This is a genomic window from Methylorubrum extorquens, from assembly GCF_024169925.1.
Taxonomy (GTDB): domain Bacteria; phylum Pseudomonadota; class Alphaproteobacteria; order Rhizobiales; family Beijerinckiaceae; genus Methylobacterium; species Methylobacterium extorquens_A.
In genome coordinates this window covers 2,373,291-2,393,101 of the sequence record NZ_JALJXF010000001.1, presented here as the reverse complement: position 1 = coordinate 2,393,101, position 19,811 = coordinate 2,373,291, and the positions used below count along the sequence as shown (strand labels likewise).

35 protein-coding genes are annotated in these 19,811 nt (G+C 69.1%); 25 read left to right on the top strand and 10 right to left on the bottom strand.

Annotation, left to right across the window (positions count from 1 at the left end):
• The first annotated feature begins 150 nt into the window (after nt 1-150).
• The 9 genes from J2W78_RS11270 to J2W78_RS11230 all read left to right on the top strand — a co-directional run bounded on the left by J2W78_RS11270 (nt 151) and on the right by J2W78_RS11230 (nt 4,076).
• Nucleotides 151-654, top strand: coding sequence for a lysozyme (locus J2W78_RS11270; RefSeq protein WP_437178551.1), 504 nt, complete (start codon nt 151-153; stop codon nt 652-654).
• Between the two features lie 262 nt (nt 655-916).
• Entirely contained in the window at nt 917-1,054 is a 138-nt protein-coding gene (locus J2W78_RS11265) for a hypothetical protein (RefSeq protein ID WP_181017416.1), read from the top strand.
• A gap of 2 nt (nt 1,055-1,056) precedes the next feature.
• Nucleotides 1,057-1,296, top strand: coding sequence for a hypothetical protein (locus J2W78_RS11260; RefSeq protein ID WP_103711665.1), 240 nt, complete (start codon nt 1,057-1,059; stop codon nt 1,294-1,296).
• Complete coding sequence (locus J2W78_RS11255; protein ID WP_103711664.1) at nt 1,293-1,673, top strand: hypothetical protein; 381 nt, start codon at nt 1,293-1,295, stop codon at nt 1,671-1,673. Before J2W78_RS11260 ends, J2W78_RS11255 begins: the two co-directional genes overlap by 4 nt.
• A complete protein-coding gene (locus tag J2W78_RS11250) occupies nt 1,670-1,906 on the top strand; it encodes a hypothetical protein (RefSeq protein WP_103711663.1) in 237 nt (78 codons plus the stop codon). The genes J2W78_RS11255 and J2W78_RS11250 overlap by 4 nt, the downstream gene beginning before the upstream one ends.
• Before the next feature lie 228 nt (nt 1,907-2,134).
• Nucleotides 2,135-2,305 (top strand): hypothetical protein, encoded by a 171-nt coding sequence (locus tag J2W78_RS11245; protein ID WP_181017415.1) that lies wholly within the window; start codon nt 2,135-2,137, stop codon nt 2,303-2,305.
• Entirely contained in the window at nt 2,292-2,510 is a 219-nt protein-coding gene (locus J2W78_RS11240) for a hypothetical protein (protein WP_103711662.1), read from the top strand. Before J2W78_RS11245 ends, J2W78_RS11240 begins: the two co-directional genes overlap by 14 nt.
• A 197-nt stretch (nt 2,511-2,707) precedes the next feature.
• Nucleotides 2,708-3,556 (top strand): Rha family transcriptional regulator, encoded by an 849-nt coding sequence (locus J2W78_RS11235; protein ID WP_103711661.1) that lies wholly within the window; start codon nt 2,708-2,710, stop codon nt 3,554-3,556.
• Between the two features lie 100 nt (nt 3,557-3,656).
• Nucleotides 3,657-4,076 carry a hypothetical protein gene (locus J2W78_RS11230; protein ID WP_103711660.1) on the top strand — a complete coding sequence of 140 codons (420 nt, stop codon included), beginning with the start codon at nt 3,657-3,659 and terminating at the stop codon, nt 4,074-4,076.
• Here J2W78_RS11230 and J2W78_RS11225 read toward each other — a convergent pair.
• Nucleotides 4,062-4,520, bottom strand: a complete 459-nt coding sequence (locus J2W78_RS11225; RefSeq protein ID WP_103711659.1) for a hypothetical protein — start codon at nt 4,518-4,520, stop codon at nt 4,062-4,064. The two genes, J2W78_RS11230 and J2W78_RS11225, sit on opposite strands and share 15 nt — an antisense overlap.
• Entirely contained in the window at nt 4,517-5,029 is a 513-nt protein-coding gene (locus J2W78_RS11220; protein WP_103711658.1) for a hypothetical protein, read from the bottom strand. The genes J2W78_RS11225 and J2W78_RS11220 overlap by 4 nt, the downstream gene beginning before the upstream one ends.
• Before the next feature lie 208 nt (nt 5,030-5,237).
• On the opposite strand from J2W78_RS11220, the gene J2W78_RS11215 reads away from it, so the two are divergent.
• The 4 genes from J2W78_RS11215 to J2W78_RS11200 all read left to right on the top strand — a co-directional run bounded on the left by J2W78_RS11215 (nt 5,238) and on the right by J2W78_RS11200 (nt 6,544).
• A complete protein-coding gene (locus J2W78_RS11215; RefSeq protein ID WP_103711657.1) occupies nt 5,238-5,537 on the top strand; it encodes a hypothetical protein in 300 nt (99 codons plus the stop codon).
• 111 nt (nt 5,538-5,648) lie between these two features.
• Nucleotides 5,649-5,975 (top strand): hypothetical protein, encoded by a 327-nt coding sequence (locus J2W78_RS11210; protein ID WP_103711656.1) that lies wholly within the window; start codon nt 5,649-5,651, stop codon nt 5,973-5,975.
• A gap of 13 nt (nt 5,976-5,988) precedes the next feature.
• Entirely contained in the window at nt 5,989-6,189 is a 201-nt protein-coding gene (locus J2W78_RS11205) for a hypothetical protein (protein WP_146056448.1), read from the top strand.
• Between the two features lie 73 nt (nt 6,190-6,262).
• Nucleotides 6,263-6,544: a hypothetical protein gene (locus tag J2W78_RS11200; RefSeq protein WP_103711655.1), complete on the top strand. Its 282-nt coding sequence runs from the start codon at nt 6,263-6,265 to the stop codon at nt 6,542-6,544.
• A gap of 511 nt (nt 6,545-7,055) precedes the next feature.
• Here J2W78_RS11200 and J2W78_RS11195 read toward each other — a convergent pair.
• From J2W78_RS11195 to J2W78_RS11180, 4 genes are all read right to left on the bottom strand, one after another.
• Nucleotides 7,056-8,255 carry a hypothetical protein gene (locus J2W78_RS11195; RefSeq protein ID WP_253370571.1) on the bottom strand — a complete coding sequence of 400 codons (1,200 nt, stop codon included), beginning with the start codon at nt 8,253-8,255 and terminating at the stop codon, nt 7,056-7,058.
• Complete coding sequence (locus tag J2W78_RS11190; RefSeq protein WP_103711651.1) at nt 8,252-8,506, bottom strand: hypothetical protein; 255 nt, start codon at nt 8,504-8,506, stop codon at nt 8,252-8,254. Before J2W78_RS11190 ends, J2W78_RS11195 begins: the two co-directional genes overlap by 4 nt.
• Nucleotides 8,503-8,844 (bottom strand): hypothetical protein, encoded by a 342-nt coding sequence (locus J2W78_RS11185; RefSeq protein WP_245436457.1) that lies wholly within the window; start codon nt 8,842-8,844, stop codon nt 8,503-8,505. The genes J2W78_RS11190 and J2W78_RS11185 overlap by 4 nt, the downstream gene beginning before the upstream one ends.
• Nucleotides 8,845-9,044: 200 nt before the next feature.
• Entirely contained in the window at nt 9,045-9,884 is an 840-nt protein-coding gene (locus J2W78_RS11180) for a hypothetical protein (RefSeq protein WP_103711649.1), read from the bottom strand.
• A gap of 302 nt (nt 9,885-10,186) precedes the next feature.
• Between J2W78_RS11180 and J2W78_RS11175 the strand changes: the two genes are divergently transcribed.
• From J2W78_RS11175 to J2W78_RS11155, 5 genes are read left to right on the top strand one after another with little or no spacing between them, the layout of a single operon-like run.
• Entirely contained in the window at nt 10,187-10,603 is a 417-nt protein-coding gene (locus J2W78_RS11175) for a hypothetical protein (protein ID WP_103711648.1), read from the top strand.
• Nucleotides 10,604-10,635: 32 nt separating this feature from the next.
• A complete protein-coding gene (locus J2W78_RS11170; protein WP_181017414.1) occupies nt 10,636-10,872 on the top strand; it encodes a hypothetical protein in 237 nt (78 codons plus the stop codon).
• Nucleotides 10,869-11,186 (top strand): hypothetical protein, encoded by a 318-nt coding sequence (locus J2W78_RS11165; RefSeq protein WP_103711646.1) that lies wholly within the window; start codon nt 10,869-10,871, stop codon nt 11,184-11,186. Before J2W78_RS11170 ends, J2W78_RS11165 begins: the two co-directional genes overlap by 4 nt.
• Nucleotides 11,187-11,194: 8 nt before the next feature.
• On the top strand, nt 11,195-11,404 hold the full coding sequence (locus J2W78_RS11160; RefSeq protein ID WP_103711645.1) for a hypothetical protein: 210 nt from the start codon (nt 11,195-11,197) through the stop codon (nt 11,402-11,404).
• Entirely contained in the window at nt 11,401-11,646 is a 246-nt protein-coding gene (locus J2W78_RS11155; protein WP_103711644.1) for a hypothetical protein, read from the top strand. The genes J2W78_RS11160 and J2W78_RS11155 overlap by 4 nt, the downstream gene beginning before the upstream one ends.
• Here the strand turns inward: J2W78_RS11155 and J2W78_RS11150 are convergent.
• Together J2W78_RS11150 and J2W78_RS11145 are read right to left on the bottom strand one after the other, a co-directional pair.
• Nucleotides 11,630-12,001 carry a hypothetical protein gene (locus J2W78_RS11150; protein ID WP_146056445.1) on the bottom strand — a complete coding sequence of 124 codons (372 nt, stop codon included), beginning with the start codon at nt 11,999-12,001 and terminating at the stop codon, nt 11,630-11,632. The two genes, J2W78_RS11155 and J2W78_RS11150, sit on opposite strands and share 17 nt — an antisense overlap.
• A gap of 76 nt (nt 12,002-12,077) precedes the next feature.
• A complete protein-coding gene (locus J2W78_RS11145) occupies nt 12,078-12,932 on the bottom strand; it encodes an ArdC family protein (protein ID WP_103711642.1) in 855 nt (284 codons plus the stop codon).
• Nucleotides 12,933-13,245: 313 nt separating this feature from the next.
• Here J2W78_RS11145 and J2W78_RS11140 point away from each other — a divergent pair, with 313 nt between their 5' ends.
• Entirely contained in the window at nt 13,246-13,584 is a 339-nt protein-coding gene (locus J2W78_RS11140) for a hypothetical protein (protein ID WP_103711641.1), read from the top strand.
• A 6-nt stretch (nt 13,585-13,590) separates the two neighbouring features.
• Here J2W78_RS11140 and J2W78_RS11135 read toward each other — a convergent pair whose 3' ends face one another.
• Nucleotides 13,591-13,842, bottom strand: a complete 252-nt coding sequence (locus J2W78_RS11135) for a hypothetical protein (RefSeq protein ID WP_103711640.1) — start codon at nt 13,840-13,842, stop codon at nt 13,591-13,593.
• A gap of 263 nt (nt 13,843-14,105) precedes the next feature.
• Between J2W78_RS11135 and J2W78_RS11130 the strand changes: the two genes are divergently transcribed.
• Nucleotides 14,106-14,744: a 2,3-bisphosphoglycerate-dependent phosphoglycerate mutase gene (locus J2W78_RS11130; RefSeq protein WP_103711639.1), complete on the top strand. Its 639-nt coding sequence runs from the start codon at nt 14,106-14,108 to the stop codon at nt 14,742-14,744.
• Nucleotides 14,745-14,889: 145 nt separating this feature from the next.
• The gene (locus tag J2W78_RS11125) at nt 14,890-15,987 is read left to right on the top strand and encodes a YeiH family protein (RefSeq protein ID WP_056186060.1); all 1,098 of its coding nucleotides are present in this window, start codon (nt 14,890-14,892) and stop codon (nt 15,985-15,987) included.
• Between the two features lie 26 nt (nt 15,988-16,013).
• On the opposite strand, the gene J2W78_RS11120 is transcribed toward J2W78_RS11125, so the two are convergent.
• The gene (locus J2W78_RS11120; RefSeq protein WP_103711638.1) at nt 16,014-17,165 is read right to left on the bottom strand and encodes a TDT family transporter; all 1,152 of its coding nucleotides are present in this window, start codon (nt 17,163-17,165) and stop codon (nt 16,014-16,016) included.
• A 214-nt stretch (nt 17,166-17,379) separates the two neighbouring features.
• Between J2W78_RS11120 and J2W78_RS11115 the strand changes: the two genes are divergently transcribed.
• The 4 genes from J2W78_RS11115 (at nt 17,380) to J2W78_RS11105 (ending at nt 19,678) form a co-directional block, all read left to right on the top strand.
• Nucleotides 17,380-17,613 (top strand): hypothetical protein, encoded by a 234-nt coding sequence (locus J2W78_RS11115; RefSeq protein WP_103711637.1) that lies wholly within the window; start codon nt 17,380-17,382, stop codon nt 17,611-17,613.
• A gap of 78 nt (nt 17,614-17,691) precedes the next feature.
• Nucleotides 17,692-17,826, top strand: a complete 135-nt coding sequence (locus J2W78_RS24730) for a hypothetical protein (RefSeq protein WP_274533822.1) — start codon at nt 17,692-17,694, stop codon at nt 17,824-17,826.
• Between the two features lie 278 nt (nt 17,827-18,104).
• Nucleotides 18,105-19,328 (top strand): molybdopterin-dependent oxidoreductase, encoded by a 1,224-nt coding sequence (locus J2W78_RS11110; protein ID WP_103711636.1) that lies wholly within the window; start codon nt 18,105-18,107, stop codon nt 19,326-19,328.
• Nucleotides 19,329-19,339: 11 nt separating this feature from the next.
• Complete coding sequence (locus J2W78_RS11105) at nt 19,340-19,678, top strand: c-type cytochrome (protein WP_103711635.1); 339 nt, start codon at nt 19,340-19,342, stop codon at nt 19,676-19,678.
• Nucleotides 19,679-19,811 lie beyond the last annotated feature (133 nt).

Here is a 19,811-nt window from a genome sequence, read left to right as displayed (position 1 = left end):
CTCGGGGCGGTGGAGCTCGGCATGTCCGTATTCTCGGCAAGCCCCCCCGATCACGCCGGCGGTATTCGCGACCGTCTACGCCGCCGTCAACCTCGGCGGCATGGCCGCCCGGCTGGTCGCCCAGACCTGCCTCTCCGGAGAGGACGCCTGATGTTCGCCTGGCTCAACCGCAAGCCGGCCATCGCCGGCGCGTCCGCGATCCCGGACGTCCGCGCCGACGTCCGCAAGCCCGGACGCGGACCGTCCCGCACGAAGCGGAACGCCACCCTCGGCGCCGCCTGCATCAGCGTGGTCGGCACCTTCGAGGGCCTGCGCCAGACGGCCTATCCCGATCCGGCCACGCGCGGGAAGCCTTGGACCGTCTGCTACGGCGAGACGGCCGGGGTGAAGCCGGGCGACAGCTACTCGGTGGCCGAGTGCAAGGCGATGCTGGCGACGTCGCTGGAGAAGTACGCCGTGGCCGTCGAGGGGTGCGTCACGTCCGCGATCACGGACGGCGCGTACGCCGCCTACGTGAGCCTCGCCTACAACATCGGCACGAACGGGTTCTGCAAGAGCTCGGTCGCCCGCCTCGCGAACGCCGGCCAGCCTCGCGCCGCCTGCGACGCCATCCTCCGCTTCAACCGCGCCGGCGGCGTCGTCTCCCCGGCCTGACCCGCCGGCGCGAAGCCGAGCGCGCCCTCTGCCTGAAGGGGATCTGATCATGTCGACGTTCGCAATTGTCCTGCTCGCCGCCCTCGCCCTAATGGCATAGCTTGCCCTCCTCGAAGCCGCGAAGGAGGCGCTCGCCATCCGGGCGAAGGCCGCGGCCTGCCCGTGCCGGGACATCCACTCCCTGACGCTGACCCCGGGTTCGACCTTCGAGCTCCCGGCCGGGACGGTGCTCTCGTCGGGGACCGATGCCGACCGCAGGGGCGTGTCCATCACCGAAGTGCCGATCCAGGTCTCAGGCAATCCGAACTTCACCTACATGTTCTCCACCGAGGGCACCGTTGAGGTCAGGAAGGCATTCGCGGATGTCGCCTCCAGCCTGAACCCGAAGAAGGGGCACTGACCGTGTCCCAGACTCCCGCCACCGTCCGAGAGACCCTGACCGAGGAGCGCGTCCGCTTCATCCTCGGCGGCGACGGGACGCTGGGCGAGCCCTGGCCGACCGGGCGCACAATCCGGCTCCGGACCGTCGAGATCGCTGGCCGGCTGCCCGAGGTCCTCTCCATCGAGATCCAGGACGTCCCGGGCGGTGACTGGGCGCGCCAGGCCGTCCCGGTCGCGTCCGAATCGGGCGTTGTCCGATGATCGGCCTCGCGCTCGCCCTGGTGTGGACGGTCCCCGGCATCGCGGCGCTTGTCTCCATGGGGGCGGCCGCCCTGGCGTTCGCCTACCTGCCGCGCCTGGCGGTGCCCCTCATCTGCCTCGCGGTCATCCTCTACGGCGTCGCCTTCGTGTCCCGAATTCGGGACGAGATCGACACCGCCCGCCGGGACCTGGCGACGGCGAAGGCCACCGTCGAGACGCAGAAGCTCTCCATCGCCGCGCTGGAGCGGACCTCGGCCGCCGCGGCGACGCGGGCCAAGGCCAACGCGGCCGCCCGTGTCCGGATCGGGAACGCTCCGGCCTCGGACGACGGGCCCGTGGCACCGGTCCTCGGGCAGACGCTGCAGAGGTTCCGATGACCCGCCTCGTCCTCCTCGTGTTGATCGCCGCCTCGCTCTCCGGATGCCATGCCGGGAAGCCGAACATGTCCGGCTTCCCGGACTCGTTGCTCACATGCTCGGGCGCGCCCCGTTGGAAGGGCGGCACCCAGCGCGACGTCGCCGGGTTCGTCGAGGATCTAGGCGACGCCCACGCCGACTGCGCCGGCAAGCTCGGCGAGGTCAGGGGCATCGTCCGCGGGGGGAAGCGATGACGGTCCCCGCCGCCCCGGCGCCCCTCGTCGGTTCCGACGTCCACCGGGCCCTGAGGGGCGAACCCGTCCCCGGGGCCGTCCCGCCCCAGGCCGTCGCCGCCGCCGTCCGTGGCGCCGCGTCCCGCCATCCCCGGAGGCACCTGTGAGCGTGACCGTGGCATTCGTCGTGGGCATGCTGATCGGGCTGTGCCTGGCCGACCCGCCCCGTCGGCCGCCGTGGAGAGCGGCATGACCCCGGCCGCCCTCGCAGTCGTCGAGGCCGCCCGCGAGCTCGTCCGAACCCGGCGCTGGTTCCTTGACCTCCCGCCGGACCGGCCCCTGCCTGCCCGCCTGGAGGACACCCTCGACCGGGCCGTGCGTGCCCTCGACGCCGAGGAGGCCGACCGTGCCCGAGGCTGACCCCTGCCGCCGGGCCCTGACTCCCGTCGAGGAGGCCAACCTGTTCGCCGGGGACGCGCTGCGGGCCGCGCACGCCGTAATGTCCGGGAAACCGGACACTCGCGAGGGGACCGCCTACCTCGCCGTTTACGTGATCCTCGCCGCGGCCGCCCTCGGGCAGGGATGCGTTCCCGACCCGGCGGAAGGGGACGCGCACGGCGCGTAGCCTTGGAGGTACTCAGATTGTGAGGAGGGGCGGTTGAGGCGACACCCTTGGCGTCAATCCCCGCCGCCGATTTTTCGGCGAATTCCCTATTCGTTGGTAAACGAATCGGTACTTTGGGGTGTGACCCGCTGAAGGGTTGGCCACCGGCGAGTGCGGGAAACACCCGACGGCGGCCTAACGTCAGACCGGAGCACACCGTGTCCAACGCCGTCACGAGAGTTAACACGAGCCAGCCCCCCCGTCCCGTGGTCGCCATCATCGACGGCACGGCGAGGGCGGACACCCACGACATCGCGGCCTACTTCTCCAAGGCCCACAAGTCGGTACTGGTCGCGGTTCGCACCGCCCTGGCCCGCAGCCCCGAAATGCTTGGGCACGAAATCGTGCCGACGTTCGAGGCGGTCGCAACGGGCAACGGCGCCAAGCGGGACGTCATGTCCTACCGTCTCGACCGGGACGCATTCGCCCTCGTCGTCTTCGGGTTCACCGGCGAGCGGGCGCACCAGTGGAAGCGCGACTACATCGCCGCATTCAACGCCATGGAGAAGGAGCTCAGCCGCCGCTCCGCCTCGGCGCCGGTGCAGATCGACGTCCGGGACATCGGTCAGATGCAGACCATCGCCCTGCAGCTGCTCCAGTTGACCCAGGAGCGGGCGGCCGAGCTCGTAGTCGCCAAGGGCGAGATCGAGGCGGCCAAGCCGATGATCGACGCCTACCTCGCCTTCCTCGACGACGACGGCCTCTGCCACCTCTCGACGGCGGCTCGCGTGATCGGGGCGCCGGAGAAGCTCTTCTTCGCCTGGCTCCGCGACAAGCGGTACTGCTTCGACGCCGACGGATTCTTACAGCCCCGGGCGGACCTCAGGAAAGACGGGCACCTCAAGGTCAAGCTGAAGCCCAACGGCTACCATGGCACGAGCCCCCAGACGATGGTGACCCGGAGCGGGCTGGCTTGGCTCCGCCAGCGGTGGGCCATCGGTCCCGGTAAGACCATCGCCCTCCAGGCCGCCGTCGCCGCCAAGCAGGGCTCGTTCCCCGGCCTCTGAGGCCGTGCAAGTAAAGCGAACCTAATTCTCCCCCGCTTCCGATAGGCCGGCCCGCCCCCAGCGCGGCCGGCCCCGTGCCCCTCGATCCAGGAGGCCCGCCGTGGCCGAAGTCACCACCGACACCGACACCGACCTCATCCCCGCCCAGTCCCAGCCGTCCGGCGGGAATGGCGGCCCCGTCCTCGATGAGGCGCCTTCCTACGCCGCCCTTGCCCGCATCGGCCGGGCGATCCACGGCCAACATTGGGAAGGCAAGATCGCCGACCGCATCGGCGAGAACCCGCGTAAACTTTCACGCTGGCGCATCGGCGAGGGCGCGCCCAGCGCCGGGACGATGGCGTGGGCGAGGGAGATGGCGCTGCGCACGGCGGCCGACGTCCTGGCCGCGGCCGGCGAGCAGGATCTCGCCGACGGCGTCCGCGCCCGCCATCAGGCGATCCGCCACCGGGCCGCCGAGCAAGGCAAGGTGGCATTCGCGGCCGCAATGGCCGCCCGGGGCGCGGCCTCAGTCCCCGGTTGAGATCTGCCCCAGGCCCGAGGCGCAGCGGGCGTCCGTGAACTCGGACGTGAGGTCGAGGGCGTCGGACCCCGGTTCCTGGCCGATCAGGAAGGACAGCCTCGTCCCGTCCGGGAAGGCGGCCGCCCCGCCGATGGCCGGCATCCGCCCCCGCCCAGCGGTTCCCCTTGCGACGTGGCGCGACGTCTCCCGTCCCGTCCGGGCGTCGTGCTCCCCGCAGGCCACCGTCACCGTCCAGCCGGCATGCCCGTCCGGGACGGCGTCGACGTAGGTGTAACGCGTCCGACCCGGCCCCGCGGGAGTCTGTACGGCATAGTAGAAGCGGTCCCCGGCGCGGGGCCACTGGTCGCCCGTCGAGTAGGGAGGCGGGGCGGATCTCGGACCTGTCTGGGCTGATGCCGCTGAGAAGACCGCCAGCGCGGCCGCGAGGATGACGACCCGTCTCATGCTGCCAGGACCTCCGCCCGTGCCTGGGCCGCCTCGGCCGCCCGGGCACGCTCGGCGCCGGCCTTCGTCCTGTGTTGCTCGCCCCGCCAGTACCACCGGCTGAAAAACCAGCCGCGGATCTCGACGGGCGTCCTCAGGACCTCCGCCTCCGCCCGAACCGCATACTCCTCCCGCGTCAGGGCGCGTTCGCACAGGGGCACGCCCTCCCGCCGGGCCTTCTCGTCATGTGCCTCGTAGTAGACCCGCCGGATGCCGACCTCGGCCGTCCCGTCTCTGAAGATGCGCCCCGTCTCGGCGACGAGGGGATGCCCGGGGCAGGCCTTCTCCAGCGCCGCGACGAGCGCATGGACCTGGGCCGTCCGGCCGCGCAACGCGGCGTTCCCGATGCAGATCTGCCGGTTGCACTCCTCGATGGTCCCGGTCGCTTGAGCCTTGATCAGCCGGACGTCCCGGGCGTAGCCCATGGCCATCCCCATCGACTCGTAGTCGAGCCCCCGTCCCTGCAGCATGTCGGCCTCCTCGCGCGCGTTCTAAATACCCCGCATCCTAACTCGGACCGCCTGAACGCGAACCCCACGCCGGCCTCGACGCACCGACTTTCTTCGAGGCATGGTAATTAAATCGATCCCACTCTCTTGCACCGGATTGGGGCTGAAATTATGTTCTGATCGTTCCCGTCCGCATATCATTTGATTCCCACCATTAGAGGCACCCGACATGGCCACTAAGACTTTCATCCCCGCCGCGGACGAGTACCTCACCAGGGCCGAGGCCATCGCCCAGATCCGCCAGATGGACATCACGTGCGCTCCGCTCGGCATGGACCAGTACCGGCTCGACTATCGCAGCAACGATCCCCGCCGTGTCCTCGGTGACGAGGGGACCGCATACTTCGCGGACAGCATTCGCGAGGCCTACGACGTCGCCCTGTTCATGCGCGACCGCCCGCTTATCATCGACGCCGGCGTGCACATCGCCATGCATCGCGAGGCCCTTGCCGCGCACGTCAAGCGCTGAGCGGAACGCCGGGGCCACGCGCCTCGGCCCTCCTCCGGACGCCCCGAGGGACGTCTCGATGAGGGCCGCCACACCCGCCCGATCCCTGCGGGCACTACCAGGACCACCGCCATGTCCGCCAAGACCTACAACGTCGCCGCCCTGCGCGAGAACCTGATCGCCAACCTCGGCGAACTGGAGATGCTGACCCCCGGCCTGCCGTTCGACGCCGCGGAACTGTCTAAGGCCACCAAGGCCTGCATCAAGGCGCTCGCCGATGGCTCCGATCTGCACCTGGGCGACGCGGCCCACTGCATCGAGCTTCTGTCCCGCTACCGGGGCACCTGCGAGGTGCTGGCGGCGAGCGAGGACGGTACCCGATACGGCAGCGCGGCGACCGTCGCCAACGGCGCCATGGTCAACGCCTACCCCCTCGTCGACGCCCGTCGAGCCGCCTGATCAGGAGCCCGCGGTGCCCATCGTCTACCGCCGCTCCACCCCGCCTGCTCAGCAGCCTCTTCCCGAGGGCGCCATTCTAGTGCCCCTCGACGACCCATCCGTCACTGAGAACGGCGCGCTCCTCAACCGCGAGCGCGCCCTCGTGCAGCTACGCCGCGCCAGACTCCAGATCGGCCTCGCAACACCGAAGGGATCGACCGATGTCCTCAACTAGAGAACAGCAAGCGCGCCGGTGGCTCGTGTCCTACGTGGGGCCGCGCGCATACGGCGAGAGGTGGATCGCCCCCTTGGCGGCGGCCCTGTCACAGGCCACGGGCCGCTCGGTCCGAGGGCCTCAGATATCGCACTGGATCGCCGAGATCCGCCCGGTCCCTGAATGGGTCGAGGCCGCCCTGCTGACTGTCCTCAATGCGCGTATCTCGGAGCTCCTCGCCAATGCCGGCGAGCTTCGGAAGGTCGCCAACGGCCTCGAAAGGCGGGCCGCTGCGCGCATCGCGGCGGATGCCGAGCTCGTGCCGGATGCGGAGCCTGAGCCCGAGGAAAACAACGCCCCCTCGATGGGGATGTGACGCCGTGATCATCCCCAGGTGGCTCCCCATTCCCAAGCGCAAGCGCCTTCCGCCGCTCTTCGGACCGCCTCGCGAGCGCAAAGTCGACCCCCGGCAGGTCGACCTGGTCGCGTACTTGGAGGCGCATCCGCCGGCCGCGGCGCCCCCACCGGCCGGACTGAGGGCGCTCCGGCCGTCCCTCAATATCGATGACGTGCCGGAGCATGAGATCCCCCAGCGTCCGGCACCTCGGACGTCGGGCGCCCGATGGCGGCCGAAGATGCCCGTCATCGCGCAGATCGTGCTGCTCGCCAAAGTGACCTTCGGCCAGAACTGGATCGTACGCGCCGCTGACGCCTTGGGTGTTTCCGAGCGCACTCTCCTGCGGTGGCGTGCGCTCGGGAACCCGGAGGACAAGCCTCGGCCGTCGCCGGACCATCTCGAATACATGCGCGACGCCGCCGAAGCGCATGAGTCCGAGATGTCGGACGCCCTGCGGATCGCGGGGCGCCTGCCACCGGCGAAGGAGCCCCTAAAGGCGCCCAACGCCCCACATGTCCGTCGTGGCCAGGCCATTGCCGAGGCGCTTGCGCTCCATATCAAGGAGCGCCAGGCGGCGCTGATCGAACGCTCGAAGGCGACGCGCAAGGGCCCGCAAGTCGACGAGCCCTAGGCCCTGGAGACGACGGATCGCAGGCAGCGGATCTCCTCGCCCTGCATTTCGACCGCCGTCGTCAGGGATTGCAGGGCCTCGATCAGATCCTCCAGACCCGGCCCCTCCGGCTCCCCCGACGGAGCCAAAGCCGACAGGATCGCCTGCAGCAGTCGCTCCTGCGCGGACAGCCTTTCCATGATCTCGTCCATCGGCCTGTTCTCCTGCCTGCGTGAGGGACACGTCTTCGAGGCGCGCCCGGACGGCGGCCGCCGGAACTCTTTGGCCGTCGGCAGCCTTGCTCGCCGCTCCGATCAGCCGGGTGAGCAAGCGCGCCTGGCCAGCCTCGTCGAAGACGACAGGCCCGGATCTCCCGGCATGGAGCCGGAGGCCCCGCTCGCGCAGCGCGTCCCGGAGGCCTTCGCCATCCTCCGATGCGTGCCAGGCGGAAAGGGCGGCCGCCCGGACAGACGCCAGCGCGATGCCGGTGCGCTCCTCAATGAGGCGCTCCTGCGGGCTGAGGGGCGCCACAGGGCGCTCGATGTCGAGCATTCCGGCGGCCTCAAGCCAGTCGGCGACGTCGGCGCGTCCCTCCTCGCGGAGGGCCCGGGCGATTGCGCGGGCATGCTTGGAGGGAACGGGCGCCAGCCCGTACTCGTACTCGACGATTCGAGAGACCTTCTCCCTCCTCGCGTAGTCCCATGCCAGGTCGACGACGCCCCCGTCCCGGCGGACGAGGCCGTACACGCGGTGTTCGTGCTCCCTTCCGTATTTGACATGGACGGCCCCGCAATAGGGCTGCGACGCGAGGCGGAATTCCCTCTCGAAGAGAGCCCACCACCTCCGGCGCGCGCCCGCGTTGTCCGAGATTTCGATCTCGGGGTCCACGTGCGCGTGATAGATCGGCTGGTCGGTGCGGCCCCCCAAGCTTAAAGCGACGAGCTCTCTGATCTGGCCGATCAAGTCGGGCGAACCAAGGCCCCGCGGGGCGAGGAAGATGACCTCGTCGTTCTCGGCCTTGAGCAGGTGCTTGGCGAGGGCGTCTCCGAGCCCCTTGCCGCGCATGGCGCCGCTGATCACGCGCGCCTCCCGAAGAGGCTGTCGATGGCCCGACCGATCTCGCGTCCGGTGTTCAGGACGGCGACGGCGATGGACGCGCCCTGAAAAGCCGCACGAGTTGCCTGTGAGTCGCCAGGGAGCTCGAATGACGGGCGACCGTATCCGGCGGCTGCAAGGGCGGCCGCGAGACGCCGGGCCTCGCGACGGCGGACGTGAGCCGGAAGGCGACCGCCATGGCGAAGCTCCCGGTCCAGCGTGTTGCGCACGCTCATGGCGCCCTCCGCTCGAAGCCGATCACGACCGGAACGAGGACCTGCCGCGCCCGCTCCAAGGCCTCGACGGCCTCGGAGGTTCTCCCGGCTTGCGCCGACAGCGTGGCCTCGCCGATCTCGCGGATGACCCCTGCCAGGGCCGCCTGGTCCTCCGGTGCGACCCGGACGCGCCGGCCTGAGGCTGCATCCTCGGGGCTCTCGACGCCGAGGGCATCGAGGGCGACTTGCCGGAGCCATGCGCTGTCCGAGGAACCGGACGCCGTGGCCGCCTCGGCGACGCGGGCTCTCAGGTCTGGCGTCAGGCGGATGCCCAACACCTGCCCAAGGGCGGTCCGCACCGTCGGCGTCGGAGGAAGCCGCCTTGCCGGAGGCCTCTTGGCTGAGGGGTCCACGGGGCGGAGCCACTGGGAAGCCACCGCCGGGACGGGGGTGCTGGGGGCACACTGTTGTGCACCCATGGCTGGCTCAACTCTACTTTCCGTCTGACTGCACAACGTGTCGTGCGCAACGTCGATAGTGGTCATGGCGGAATACTTCTTCACTTGGGGCCAGCGGGGACGGACGGGGCTTCCTCCGCCTTTGCGACCTCGGCCGAGGGGAGGCGAACCACGTTCGCGCCTCCTTTCCCGGTGGCGCCCCCCGCACTCTCCGACCGCCTCTTGAGCAGGGCGGCGGCGGCGGCGGCCTTCCGGGCGATGACGGCTTCGACTTCGGCGGGGATGCGCAACGCGTCCGGCGGGGCGATCCCAGCCTCCTGAGCCTCGGCACGCTGGCGGTCTCGGGCAATAGCGGTCGATTCCCAGAGTTCGACGTCATCCAGCATCGCCCGTCTCAGGCGGACGCGGTAAACGGCGTCGTTCTGGTGTTCGAGCGCCGGGCTGATGCTTGGGAGGGGCTGCCGCTCCCGGAGGCACAGTGCGACGTACGAATGGAGATCTGGCCCGAGGGCGAGCTCGACTTCGGCGCGGGTGACGCCGGGCAGGCCGACATCGGACGGTGCGCAACAGGCCTCGTGCTGCAAGTAGCGCACGGCGCGACCCGCGGGGATCTTGCGGACCAGGCCAGTCGTCCTGACGCCCATCTGATGCGCCGTCTCGCGTGCCGCCCCGGGCTGCACAACGAGCCGGGTAGCCTGCGCAACGGGCTGCACAACGGGCTGCGCAACGCGGGGAGACGGGGTGCGGTGGATCGCATGCCTCCGTCCGCCGGGACCGGGACCAGTCGCTGTCGCACTGGTCACCTTGGGGGCTGGCAGAACGGCATGACGGCGCCCGGTCGGGCCGGGGCCGACACGGGCGGGATGGGACGTCGCCGGCGCGAAGCCGAAGAGCGCGAGGAGGGAGACGAGCAGGCTCTGGAACACGGTGTCGATCTCCATGGCGAGCGGGGGGTCGTTGCGCCGCCATTAGGATGAAAGCACTCGGCCTTCCCGCTCGCCTGGTCGCAGCGTCCTAAATCGACCGCACCGCCTGATTCATTTCGCCACAGCCAAGCTTGCCCCTCTCGAAACGCGTGCTGACGTCGTGCGCACAGGTGCTGACATCCTCGCGGGACGCGCTCAACGCCCTGTCGGGGATCACGAAATCCTCGATTATCAATGCACGGAAGGGCCGCGGCCCTGGTGGCTCGCGTCTCCGGGCGGGACGATCTCCAGGTGTTCAACAGGGGATCGATTCGGTCATGGATTACCGGCTTACGGACTGGGAGCAGTTGAAGGATCAGGACGCCGTCGTCCGGCACTTGGTGCATTCGGACGACGAGGACATGGATGAGGTCATCGCGACCTTCGCCCAGTCCGACCTCGGGGCGAGGATCGCCGACGCGGCGCTGGCGCTGGCCAACGGCGACGTCGCCCTGACGGACCGCATCCCGGCGGACGAGCGCACCATCGATCTCATCGTCAACGGGCAGCCCTTCCAAGTTTCCTGGAGATATGCCGACGACGTCGGCGCCGTCACGGCCCGCGCGTTGAGGATGGCAAAGTACCGGGCCTACCTGCCCTGGGAGGCGAAGGACGAGCATGGTGTCGTCCTCGCCGCGACGGACGGACCGGCCCGCATCCGACACATAGCTCTCAGGGCGGGGACGGCATCATGAAGGCGGAGGATCGGCTAGCCGACCTGCGCTCGATGACCGACCTCCAGGTGGTCGAGGCAGCTTTCGAGGCAAACCAGGTCAGAAACTCCTGGCCTCCGGCGCCGGCCCTGCAGGTGCTACGCGATGCCGGTTTTGCCAGGGGCGCCGACCTGGAGGCGATCTACCAGGCCGGGTTCGACGCGGCCCCGGTCGAGGGGATCTTCCGAACCGACGTCGACCCGGACCGGATGCGGGCCAACATCGCGAGTCTGGTTGGAGGCGCGTCATGAAGGCGGAGGCGGGCATGATCGAACGCCCCTACAACCCGATCCTGGACGGGGATGTCTACCTGCCGCCCTTGTTCCGCGACCTCTACCCGGGCGTATCGGAAGGTCCCGGCATCCGGATCTACACCGAGACGCGCTTCCGCCTCACGCCGTCCCGACAGGCGATGATCGTCCCCGCGGTAACGCTCCAGCCCATGCCGGTTGAACTCTTCGCGCGGTTCGTCGAACTCGCCAAGCGCCCCCCGGGGCTGTCCCGCCGGGCGCGCCGTCGGCACCGGGGAGAGCGTGCATCGATCCTGAAGGAGCTTGCCCGATGAGGGGGAGGATGACGCTCGAAGCCATCCGAGCCGCGAACAAGCTGAGGATGCTGGCCCGTCTCGAAGCGCTCCGCACCGGCGCGAAGGTGGATCAGACACCCCTGCTGCGGGTGCCCGCGAAGACCGTTCGGCACGCTCCGGGCCCGAACCGGCGCAGGGTCCCGACGGGATCGGAGGCCCACTGCTTTCACCTGCGCGACCGCCTGAACCCAGCATGAGGCGCCGGGGCGAGGATACCTCCGAGGCCGGCCTCGCCCTGGGCAAGGCCGCGTCTCAGAGCCGGGCGGCCCGTCGGAACCTGGCGGCCGCCCTCGATCTGGCGGACGATGCGCGGGCCCGGGCGGCCATCGAGGCCATGATGTCGGACGTCGAGCGCGTCGCCAGGCGGGCAGACTCGATGCGGCTGCGCCTGATCGCCAAAGCGGCGTCCGCGATCACGGACGTCAGGGACGGGGCGTAGGCGGCGGGTTCCTGATCGACCCGCCGTCCTCGGGGTGGACGCACGGGACGTCGCCCCGCCAGAAATGGCAGTGCCTCGCCAAGTTGTCGAGCATGGCCACGCACCAGTCGCGCGTCGTGCAGTTCGTCCGCGTTCCCGCGGCGACGTCCCGGCACCGCTGCTCCACGACCATGGACGAACGCCGCCCGATCGCCTTCCGACAGATGGGCCGGGCCTTCAGCGGCGAGTGCGCCTGGGCGTAGGCGCGCGCCTTCCCGTAGGCCGCCAGATATTCGGCGGTCGTGTGTTGGACGGGGTACTCGGGCGCGGCCGCGGCCGGCGTCGCGAGGAGGATGAGGATGATGGCGCTGCGCATGGCGGTCTCCAATTGATGATCGGTACCAGGTCTTCGCGGGGCGCGAATCGGGCGCCCCGCGGATTTCGGGAGACGGCTAGGCCGCCTCCGCCATCTCGGCCTGGAGGGAGGTCAGGAACCCCGCCGCCCGGGAGGCCGCGCTCGCCGCGGTGAAGATCGCCTTCGGGTCGCTCCGGAGAAGCTTGAGCCAGGATGCCAGGTAGCTGGCGTGGGTCGGGTGCGGCTCGGCCTCCAGGCCCATCTCGGCCAGCAGGAACGCGCTTCCGAGTTCGGCGATGAGTTCCTCGGCGGCGTAGGCCTGCGTCTTAAACCTTCCGGTCAGGTCCCGGTCGAGGCGGCCCTTGGCCCCGGACCAGTGGACGAGCTCGTGGGCGGCGGTGCTCGCGTACCCCTGCGAGGTGGCGAACCGTTCCCGGCGGGGGAGGACGATCCGGTCCTCGGAGGGCTGGTAGAAGGCGGCGTCCCCGCCGTGCGTGATCCGTGCGCCGGTGCGCTGGACGAACCCGTCGAACACGTCCGGGATGGTCCACTCGCTCGCCGGGTGGGGCTCTCCGGCCTCGGGCGCGCCCTCCACCTGGGAGGCGTTGAAGGCGTAGCTGGCCCGGGCCACGAACCGCTTCCGGTCCTCGCCGTCGGCGGCCTCGTACTCCTTGAAGAAGACCACCAGGGTGCTGCGCTCGCCTCGCTTCACCTGGGTCCCGAGCTCCGCCCATTGCTTGTAGGTGGCCCAGCGGTCGTCCGAATAACCGGCGGCCTGCGCGCCGACCCAGAGGCTGAGGGTGTTGATCCCGCGGTAGGCCTTCCCGGTCAGGGCGTTGCGGGGGAGGCCTCCGCCGGTGCGGTGCCAGGGGCAGGTCCACTGTCCGGCCTCGCCGGCCTCCATGGTCGCGATAATCTTGTCGGTGACTGCGTGGTGGACGTCGAAGGCCATGGTGCTCTCCCGTTGGCCGCCCAGCGCGGCCTCGTGGGGAGGCCTGGAGACGGCCGGGAGCGACCCGCACCGAAGGCGGGAACGGAGTGGACGACGGCGTAGCCGTTGCGGGGAATAGCGACGGCCCGTCGTATGACCCCCCAATCGAGAGGCCGTGCGGAGCCGACAGGGGGAGGTCCTGGCCCGTCCCGTCGCATTCGAGCGGTCCTGCTCATCGGTCGGTGACCACGCCGGCGGGTCGAGCTTGGCCGTTCGCCTCTCGGTAATCCCCGCCCGGCATCCTGCCCCAATCATCAGAATGGGAGGAGCCACCATGATCCGGATCGACGACAAGCTCACCGCCGCGGAGACCAAGGAATACATAGACCGCGCCAACGCCAGCATGGACAAGGCCATGGCGGCCAAGGCCGATCCGACGAAGTGGCTGAAGTCCGCATTCTCGGACGCGGACATGACGTACGCGGTCTGGCCGGATTCGCGGGCCAAGTTCCAGGTCGGCGTCGCCGTCGTGAACGGGAAGGCGGTGCTCGCTCAATCCCGGGACACGGGGCGGACGATTGACGCCAGGTCGACGTACGTCCGGTGCACGTCCCAAGCCGAGGCTCAGGCCATGTGCGAGGTCCACGGCGACGACAAGCGGGCCGCGGCCTGATCGAACTCAGGCGTCCGGGATCTCGGGCGCCTGCGCTGACGTGCGGTACATGCCGGTGCCTGGGAACCGCTCCTGCAGCGCGACGGGATTGGACTGGCGGATGCGGCGGTCCACGTCGACGAATGCCCGGATCGCCCTGATCTCGGCCTCCAGGGCGTTCAGTTGCCGGTTCGCTCCGGTGTACGGCACCGTGACGTCGGCGGTCCATCTCCGCATCTGAAGGAGCAAGGCCTTACGGGCCTCGTCGATGCCGGGCATCTCCAGCGCGTCTAGTGGTCCTAATCTGACGCTTGGTACCCACCTGCGAAGTCCGCAACGGGTCGGTAGCCGAATGACCGCGTTGGGTGGGAAGCAGCTTGGCTGCTTTCGGTCGCAAGACGTTCTTAAGCGGACCTAAGATGACCTGCCGACTCCGGATGGACGGTCCAACCCATCGCAGGGTCGAAGTTCGTTGAAGTCGGATGCCGACATCATCAGAGGCGATGCGACCGGCACGAAAGCGCTCTGCCTCGGGAGACAGCGTGATTCACGATTGCAAAGCCCCGGTCACGCGACATCTCGTGCTGGTCCGGCATGGCCAGAGCGTAGCCAACCGATCCGGCCTGTTCACGGGATTGCTGGACTCGCCCTTGACCGAGCAGGGCCGGATGGAAGCCGAGGCAGCCGGGCGGCGTTTGGCCGAGCGCAGCTGGCGCTTTTCCGCTGCCTTCACCTCGACGCTGACGCGGGCCGTCGTGAGCGGCCGGCTTATTCTCGATGCGCTCGGGCAACCCGGATTGGTCCCCCAACGCTTCGCCGCGCTCGACGAGCGAGACTACGGCGACCTCAGCGGGCTCGACAAGATCGCCGCCGATGCGCGCTGGGGGGCGGAGCGGATCGAGACCTGGCGCCGCTCCTACGCCGAGGCGCCGCCGAACGGTGAGAGCCTGCGCGATACCGTCGCCCGCATCGTCCCATGCTACCTCCGAACCATCCTGCCGGCGGTCATGGGCGGAGACGTGCTCGTCGTTGCCCACGGCAATTGCCTGCGGGCGCTTGTCATGGCGCTTGAAGACCTGAGCCCCGCGGAGGTCGAGTACCTCGAACTCGCGACGGGCTCCGTCAGGATCTATGAGCTTGCTGCGGACACGACGATCACGGCCCGCTGGATCGACGGATGAATCCGCCTGTCGGCCCCCCACAATGCGTCTCCGCAAACTCTGAAGGGGGCCTGATCATCTATTTCAGTGATGAAAAGCATCCAATCATTCCGTTGGAGTGAATGAACGGGACCTGGGATCCTCCGGCATCACTTCGGAGCCATCCATGTCCGCGCCCAGACTTTTCTCCCACTCTCGTTCGACGCGTGCCTTGGCCGGCACGAGAGCCATCCTTCCGGGACTGGGCCTCTGTGTGGCGGTCACCGCCGCAGCGATCGGCTTCGAAGCCGTCGAGACGCACCTGTTCGGTCGCGCTTGGCTCGAAGCCTTGGTGCTGGCGATCCTGCTCGGGAGCGCGATCCGCACCGCCTGGACCCCGTCGCAGCGTTTCTTTCCCGGCATCGCCTTCGGGGCCAAGACCGTGCTGGAGATCGCGGTCGTACTGCTCGGCGCGTCGCTCAGCCTCGCGACGATCCTCGCCGCCGGACCGGGCCTGCTCTTCGGCATCGCGGGCGTCGTCGTCGTGGCGATCCTGTCGAGTTACGGCATCGGCCGAGCGCTCGGGCTGCATCCGCGCATGGCGATCCTCGTGGCCTGCGGGAACTCGATCTGCGGCAACTCGGCGATCGCGGCCACGGCACCGGTGATCGGCGCCGATGGCGAGGACGTCGCCGCCTCCATCGCCTTCACCGCGGTGCTGGGCGTGCTGGTGGTGCTCGGCCTGCCGCTGCTGGTGCCGCTGCTCGGTCTGTCGCCGATGCAGTACGGCGTGCTCGCCGGCCTCACCGTCTACGCTGTTCCGCAGGTCCTCGCCGCCACCGCGCCGGTCGCGGCGCTCAGCGTCCAGGTCGGAACCCTGGTGAAGCTCGTCCGGGTGCTGATGCTAGGCCCGGTCGTCCTGATGCTCTCGCTCGGCGCAAGCCGGCTGCGCGAGGAGACCGACGAGGCCGCCCCCGGCGTCACCGCCGGCGACCGCCCTGCTCGCGCCGGCCTCGCGATCCACCGCCTGGTGCCGTGGTTCATCCTCGCCTTCCTGGCGCTCGCGGGCCTTCGCTCGGCCGGGCTGGTCCCGCAGGTCGCGCTCGCGCCGATGTCGGAGACTGCCAACGTGATGACCGTGGTTTCGATGGCGGCGCTCGGTCTCGGGGTCGATGTGCGCAGCGTCGCTAAGGCCGGAGCACGGGTGACCCTGGCGGTGGTCGCCTCGCTCGTCGCACTCGGCGCCGTCAGCCTCGGTCTGATCCGCGTGCTGGGCCTCGCTTGAACCGATCGGATGCGCCCGAGGCCGGGTCAGGCCCCGGCGAGGCAGGGCGAGACGAAGAGCTCCCCGCGATAGGCCCCGCGCAACGTGCGCACGGACACGATCAGCCAGAGTAGGGTCAGCAGGCCGACGAGGCCCGCTCCGAGCCAGGCGAACCCGCTGAGTGCCGTCGCTTCGCCGATCCGCAGGGTGGCCAGGGCATAGACGCCGAGCGGGAAGATGTAGCCCCACCAGCCGAGGTTGAACGGAACGCCGGCGCGTAGGTAGCGCACGGTGACGGCGAGCGAGAGCAGAAACCACCAGGCGCCGTAGCCCCAGAGGATCAGCGCGCCGATCAGGCCCGTGATCCTGAGGATCTCGGGCGCGCCGGCAAAACCGCCTGCCGCGAGGATCGGGCCACCGGCCTGCCCCAGCACGAGCAGGCCGAGCGCCCCGGTTCCGAGCGGACCGAGGGAGAGCCAGCTCGATGCGGCCATCTCACGCGGTGGCAAGTTGTGCAGCGCCATGCGCAGCACCAGGATCGCCAGGATGCTCAGCGCCAGCGGGACCGAGACGCCCCAGAGTACGAAGCTCGTGACGATGACGGCGAGTTGTTGGCTCTCGCCGCTCAAGGCTGGAGCGAGCAGGCCACCGGAGACGGCGACGACCTCGGCTGTCACCACTGGCAGCAGCCATACGGCCGTCATCTGGTCGATGCGGTGCTCCTGACGGGTGAACATCAGGTAGGGGATCGCGACAGCACAGATCAGAGCGAGCGCCACGTCGAACCACCACAGCGGCAGTGCGATTCGGACGGTCTCTGCGCCGAGATAGGGCGGACCGAATATCAGCAGCCCGTTCAGAAGCGTCGCCAGTGCCATCGGGATCGCCCCGAAGAACATCGACACCGTCGAGTGTCCGAAGATCCGTCGGGCGCCGTCGAAGTAGAAGATCCAGCGCGCGCCGTAGACTAGGCAGAAGGTGGCGAAAAGCACGACGGAGGCGAGCCAGAGCCCGAGCGGCACAGGGGCCAGCAGGGCATGCGTCTCCGGCAGACGGTCGAGGGCCAAGGCGACCACGCCAGTGCCCATCACCACGGTGAACCAGTTCGGCGTGAATTGTCGGATCACGTCCCGCGGATGCTGGAGGCGCGAGAGCGGCTTTAGGCCTGTGCTGATCGCCAGCAGACTGGATTCGGACACGGGGCGCTCTCAGGGCTCGGAGGGTCAACGCACCGGCTCTAGCACGACCCCGCATCGCGCGCCGCCGCGATAGACAGCAGCTCGCAAGTGGTGCTTAATCATCGAAACAATAGATTAAAACTAGCTAATCAAACCATTAGTATGAATGGTTGTCGGCCGCTACCTTCTTGTCATCACGAACCGACGTGACGACCCCACCAGAAGGATATCGACCATGACCCGTACGATCGCTGCCGTCGCCCTCGCCGCCTCCGCCCTTTTCGGCATGACGGGCCTCTCGCAGGCCCAGGGCCTCCGCGCTCCGCAGGCCCGCTCCATCACCAGCCCATCCGCACCGATCTACGGCGACGCCGATGGCGCCAACGCCAAGAACCCGGCGCTCCCGGCCTACGCCCGTGGCCGCGGCCAGGAGACCGGCGGCCCGGCGCGGGAACTGATCGGACGCTGACAGCGCCCCCTTGGCCGCCGGGCATCCGTCCGGCGGCGCGTGAAGCCTTCGACCACCCGAATGGCAGGGAGATCCATCATGACCCGACCCACCTTCGAGACCACCGACGAGGCCCGGCAGGGCGAGACCAGCGGTCACATGCGCTGGGTCCTGTTCTGGACGGTCGCCCTGACCGTCGCCGCCGTGGGCACCGTCTGGCTGACGATCATCTGACCCGCCCGCCCGCCATTGATCGGAGATCGGAAATCTTCGGATGATCGCAATCGGAGATCGTTGAAATCTCAAACAATCATTGGATGGAATAATCGTCTCGCTGTAGCATCTCCTTTACGGGGAAGACGCCTCTTTGCCGGGATGACATGGATCGATGACCAGAGTTTCCGGCGGCGAGACCGAACCGTCCCGACCGACGCCAATGCCGTCCGCCGACGGCGACACCGAGATCTAGCGACCGGCCGACGCGGCCCAACAAACGATTCCAGGGAGACATCATGCGCCATCTGCACGAACCGTTGAACCGCCGCCTCGTCCTGGGTGGCCTAGGGGTCGGCAGCCTCGCCGCCGCGATGCCGGCCTGGGCCGCGGGCTCGGTGAAGCTTCCGCTGCCCGGCGGCCCGGACGAGCGGGCGCTAACCACCGCCTTTCCGGGCAAGGCCGAGATGATCCTTCAGCGCACCCATCCGCCGCTGCTGGAGACGCCGTTCTCGGTGTTCGACGAGGGCGTGTTCACGCCCAACGACCGCTTCTACGTCCGTTGGCACTGGGCCTCGATCCCGACCGAAGTCGATGCCGGCACCTTCCGGCTCAAGGTCCACGGCCACGTCGAGAAGGAACTCTCGCTCTCGCTCGACGCCATCGCCGGCCTGCCGCGCTTCGAGATCGCCGCGGTGAACCAGTGCTCGGGCAATTCGCGCGGGCTGTTCGAGCCGCGGGTGCCCGGCGCGCAATGGGCCAACGGCTCGATGGGCAACGCCCGCTGGACCGGGGTGCGCCTGAAGGACGTGCTCGAAAAGGCCGGGGTGAAGGCCGGTGCCGTGCAGGTGCGCTTCAACGGCCTCGACGAGCCGGTCGTCGACGACGCGCCCGACTTCAAGAAGTCGCTCGATCTCGACCACGCCAACAATGGTGAGGTGATGATCGCCTACGCGATGAACGGCGAGCAGCTCCCGTTGCTCAACGGTTTCCCCCTCCGCCTCGTGGTGCCGGGCTGGTACTCGACCTACTGGGTCAAGATGCTGTCCGACATCGAGGTGCTGGACAAGCCCGACGACGGGTACTGGATGAAGACCGCCTACCGCATCCCGGACGTGCCGGGCGCCAACATCAAGCCCGGCCAGACCGGCTTCAAGACGGTGCCGATCAACAGGATGGTGCCACGCTCCTTCGTCACCAATTTGACCGAAGGTGCAAAGGTGGCGGCTGGAACGCCGGTGGCCATCCGCGGCATCGCTTTCGGCGGCGATTGCGGGGTAAAGGCGGTCGAGTTCTCCGGAGACGGCGGGGCGACGTGGTTTCCGGCGCAACTCGGCGCCGACGAGGGCCCCTACAGCTTCCGCCGCTTCGACGGCAGCCTGCCGGCGCTGGCCGCCGGCACCCATGCGGTCAAGGTCCGCTGCACCAATACCAACGGCGTCGCCCAGGGCATGGACCAGGTCTGGAACGCCAACGGCTTCATGCAGAACGGCATCGAGACCGTATCCTTCCAGGCCGCTTGAGGAGACCAGCCATGAACCCGATCCATCCGGCGGCCCTGATTGCCGCGCTCGCCCTGTCTCCCCTGGTGGCGCTCGCGGCGCCTGCACCAGAGCCGATGCGCTTCACCTCACAATCCATCGCGATGCCAACCTCCGACCGGATCTTCCCGGACGGGCAGGGGGTTGAGGTGGTCAACAACAACTGCCTCGCCTGCCACTCGGCCGGGATGGTGCTGACCCAACCCAAGCTCTCGAAGGCGCAGTGGACCGAGACCGTGAACAAGATGGTCCACGTCTACAAGGCGCCCGTCGATCAGGCCGACGTGCAGACCATCGTCGACTACCTCACGGCGTTGAAGCCGGCGCCCTGAACCCCTGTATCCCGAGGCCGCCGCGTTTTTTTCGCCGGCCTCGGGGAATAGACCGCGCCCTCCGGCATCTCCCCAGGGCGATGCACGGCCAAACCGGTCTCGCATCACGCAATCCGATTTCGAACCAGCCCTC